We start from the raw sequence: 3,432 nt of genomic DNA, 5'->3' as shown, positions 1-3,432 counted from the left end.
CGTATGCGGTGGTGCAGGTCAGTGCGCTGGCAGTCGGCCTGTTGGCGCTGATGCTGCTGGTGCTGCTGCGCACCGACCTCATCAGCAGCTGGCGCAATGCCACGCCGCCCGACGCGCCCAATCGTTTTGTCATCAATGTGCAGCCGGAGCAGGGCGAGGCGTTCCAGAAGGCCCTGCGCGACGGTGGCGTCAGCAAGTTCGACTGGTACCCGATGATCCGCGGCCGGCTGGTGGCGATCAATGGCCAACCCGTCTCGCCCGACGACTACACCGACGACCGCGCCAAGCGCCTGGTGGATCGGGAGTTCAATTTGTCCAACGCCAGCGCGATGCCTTCGCACAACCAGGTGACGCAAGGGCGCTGGACCGTCGATGAACAAGACGCCATCAGTGTCGAAGACGGCATCGCCACTACGCTGGGTCTGAAGCTCGGCGATGCCCTCAGCTTTGACATCGGCGGGCAGGTCAAGGTCGCGAAGATCACCAGCCTGCGCAAGGTGGACTGGGGCTCAATGCGCGTCAACTTTTTTGCGATGTACCCGGTGGGGCAATTGACCGATGTGCCGGTGTCCTTCATCAGCGCCTTTCGCGCGCCGGAGCGGGTTGCGGCAGTCGCCGGTCAGCCCGCGCCGCGCAGCTTCGACAATGACCTGGTCAAGGCTTTCCCCAACATCACCAACGTCGACATGAGCAGCACGATTGCCCAGGTGCAGCGTGTGCTGGACCAGGTGATTCGTGCGGTTGAATTCCTCTTTGGCTTCACTTTGGCCGCCGGCCTGGTGGTGCTGTTTGCCGCCATCACCGCCACGCGCGAGGAGCGCGCGAAAGAATTTGCCATCATGCGCGCCGTCGGTGCACGAGCCTCACTGCTGCGCCAGGTGCAGCGAGCCGAGTTGGCCGGTGTCGGCCTGCTGGCGGGTTTTCTGGCGTCCATCGTGGCGCTGGCGGTCGGCTGGGGCCTGGCCAAATTTGTTTTCGAGTTCAACTGGACCGGCTCCTGGACCGTGCCGCTGCTCGGCAGCCTGGCTGGCGCGGCGCTGGCGCTGGCGGCCGGCTGGTGGGGCTTGCGCTCTGTGTTGAATACCCCAGTCGTTGAAACCCTGAGAAAAGCCCAATGACCATGCAGATCGAGGAAAAACCACCCGGCACGCCGCCCTTCGCGACCCCCTTTGACTGGATAGGCGGCGAGGAGCGCATCCGCGCCATGGTGGACAGGTTTTACGACCTGATGGACATCGAACCCGGCTACACAGCCCTGCGTGCCGCGCACGGCAGCACGCTGGACAATGCGCGCCAGCGCCTGTTCTGGTTCCTCTGCGGCTGGATGGGCGGGCCCCAGCATTACACCGAGCAGTTCGGCCACCCGCGCCTGCGCGCGCGCCACATGCCTTTTGCCATCGGCATCCTCGAGCGCGACCAGTGGCTGGCCTGCATCGACCAGGCCATGGGCGAGACCGGTGTCGATGAAGAATTGCGCGCGCGTCTGCGCACCTCGTTTTTCCAGACGGCCGACTGGATGCGCAACACGCCGGTGTGAGCGAGCCTGAAGCAACACCCGAAAACGCCGCTATGGTCGCACTGCACGCCACCCGGGAACTGGCCAAGGCCCTCAAGCTGCCGGCCAAGCTTGTTGTTGATGCGAGTGCGTCTGGCAGCGCTCTTGGCCCCTGGTCGCTGGGGCTGGTGCATTGCCGTCCGGTCAAGCTGGTGGTGGCTGTGAGCGCGCCCACCCGCTGGGCCATGGCGCTGCATGCTGCACCGCTGGCGACATTGCAACAACGTTTTGGGCCCGCTTTGCTGCTCAATCTACTGGCAATCGGCGTACCGCCTGACCGCGCCCGGGCGGAGGTGGACGCCCACCTGCCCGTGCAATGGGCGCTTGGCCATGATCGCGGCGTGCTGACGCACCTGAACCAGTGTGCGGGCGATGTGCTGTGGGCGGCCAACGATGGCTTGTCTCTGCCGTCGCTCAACCAGCGTCTGGCGGATCGCGTCATCATCAAGCCGCAAACGGGTACGCCCGCTTCCGAGGTACTGCGTGTTCTGGGCGGGGACCCAGACAACGTGAATCGTCTCAAGCGCGCGCAGGGGCAAACCTGGCGCGAGACCTACGCATTGATGCAGGCACAAACCGGGCAGGAAGTGGTCACGATGCCGGTGCAACGCCTGCTAGGCTCTGAACGTCTGGAAGCGCGGCACCAGGCCGAAATTCTCATGGGCTGGCTACCGAGGGACGAAAGTCGCGTTCTGGCCTCCGGCAGGTCGCCCGGCTGGGTTCCGCGCGAGCTGGTGCTGGACCTGCAGGGCATCGAGGCGGCGGGCCCTGCGTTTGCTGCCGCTTTGCAGGCCGAGGCGTTGGCGCTGGGCTTGCGGCAGATCACCCTGCGCGATGCGCCGGACGACGTGGCCGACCAGTTGCTACAAATTAAGTAGCTGTTGACGCAAGCGGAGTAAGGGCTGGAGCGACTTTTTGCTTGTGAAAGTCGCCCGACCCGCTTGTTTGACCGGACCTCTCAGATTTTTATGAACAAAATAGGCCATCAGCCCTCGTCCGGCGGTCGTTACCAGCTATTGATTTCATAGCATTCAACTCTGCGCCAGCAGCACCACCAGCGCGCCGGCGCCGCCCTCTGCGGGACGTGCCTGCACAAAGGCAATCACCTCGGCTTTCTGGATGAGCCAGCTTTGCACCCGGCCCTTGAGCACCGGCGTCTTGCCGGGCGAACCCAGGCCTTTTCCGTGCACCACCCGCACACAGCGCAGGCCGGCCTTGTGCGCCTCGCGGATGAAGACCGACAGTGCATCGCGCGCGTCCTCGCGGCGCAGGCCGTGCAGGTCAAGCTGCTTCTGGATGCTCCAGCCGCCGCGGCGCAGCTTGCGCACCACGTCCGGCCCCATGCCGGGGCGGCGAAAGCTCAGCGCCTCGTCGGTGTCCAGCAGGCTTTCGACGTCGAAGCCGTCGGAGATCGCTTCGCGCATGACGGCCAGCTCGTCGAGCTGGTGTTGCACGGGGATGGGTGCTGGTTGAACGGCGGGCAACTGCGCCTTGCGGCCCGGATTGCCGGGCAGATGTTTGGCCGGCAGGGCTTTGACCGGGCCGACGGCGCGGGAAAACATCTCTTTTTCGGCCTTGGCTTTGGCAACTGCCGCTGCGCGCGCGGCTTCGCGTTCCCGCTCCACGCGGGCACCGGTTTCTATGGCCAGTTTGACAGCCTTCAGGTCTTTCAGGTCCCTGATGGGGCCCCGGGAGGAACGCTTGGGAATGGGCGCGGGCATGGCTGCAATGGGTGTCGAGATCAGCCTATGCTAGCCCGGATATTTCATTAGCAGGAGTCGGCAGCCCCGTGCCGAAGCGCGTTGTCATTGGTGTTCGATGTCAATTGCAACCGGGGACTGCCAATGCCAAAGTGTACGCAAGAACGGATCGATTTT

General features: G+C 64.6%; 4 protein-coding genes. 3 read left to right on the top strand and 1 reads right to left on the bottom strand.

What is annotated here, in order from left to right; translation table 11 throughout:
- From H0W47_RS18460 to H0W47_RS18450, 3 genes are all read left to right on the top strand, one after another.
- A partial coding sequence (locus tag H0W47_RS18460; RefSeq protein WP_367265433.1) for an ABC transporter permease occupies positions 1 to 1,118 on the top strand: 1,118 nt, incomplete at its 5' end.
- A 2-nt stretch (positions 1,119 to 1,120) separates the two neighbouring features.
- Entirely contained in the window at positions 1,121 to 1,537 is a 417-nt protein-coding gene (locus H0W47_RS18455; RefSeq protein ID WP_296927051.1) for a group II truncated hemoglobin, read from the top strand.
- Positions 1,538 to 1,569: 32 nt separating this feature from the next.
- Positions 1,570 to 2,433 (top strand): hypothetical protein, encoded by an 864-nt coding sequence (locus H0W47_RS18450; RefSeq protein ID WP_296927049.1) that lies wholly within the window; start codon positions 1,570 to 1,572, stop codon positions 2,431 to 2,433.
- 153 nt (positions 2,434 to 2,586) lie between these two features.
- Here the strand turns inward: H0W47_RS18450 and H0W47_RS18445 are convergent, their stop codons facing one another.
- Complete coding sequence (locus tag H0W47_RS18445; RefSeq protein WP_296927047.1) at positions 2,587 to 3,276, bottom strand: Smr/MutS family protein; 690 nt, start codon at positions 3,274 to 3,276, stop codon at positions 2,587 to 2,589.
- Positions 3,277 to 3,432 lie beyond the last annotated feature (156 nt).

The sequence above is a fragment of the Polaromonas sp. genome (assembly GCF_013817205.1).
Lineage (GTDB): Bacteria > Pseudomonadota > Gammaproteobacteria > Burkholderiales > Burkholderiaceae_C > Polaromonas.
The sequence above is the reverse complement of the archived record's forward strand: the minus strand, read 5'-3'. Positions and strand labels throughout refer to the sequence as shown.

Excerpts from the sequence above, each read along its gene's own strand:
- H0W47_RS18455 (WP_296927051.1), top strand. The coding sequence starts at position 1,121 with ATGCAGATCGAGGAAAAACCACCCGGCACGCCGCCCTTCGCGACCCCC.
- H0W47_RS18445 (WP_296927047.1), bottom strand. The coding sequence starts at position 3,276 with ATGCCCGCGCCCATTCCCAAGCGTTCCTCCCGGGGCCCCATCAGGGAC.
- H0W47_RS18450 (WP_296927049.1), top strand. The coding sequence starts at position 1,570 with ATGGTCGCACTGCACGCCACCCGGGAACTGGCCAAGGCCCTCAAGCTG.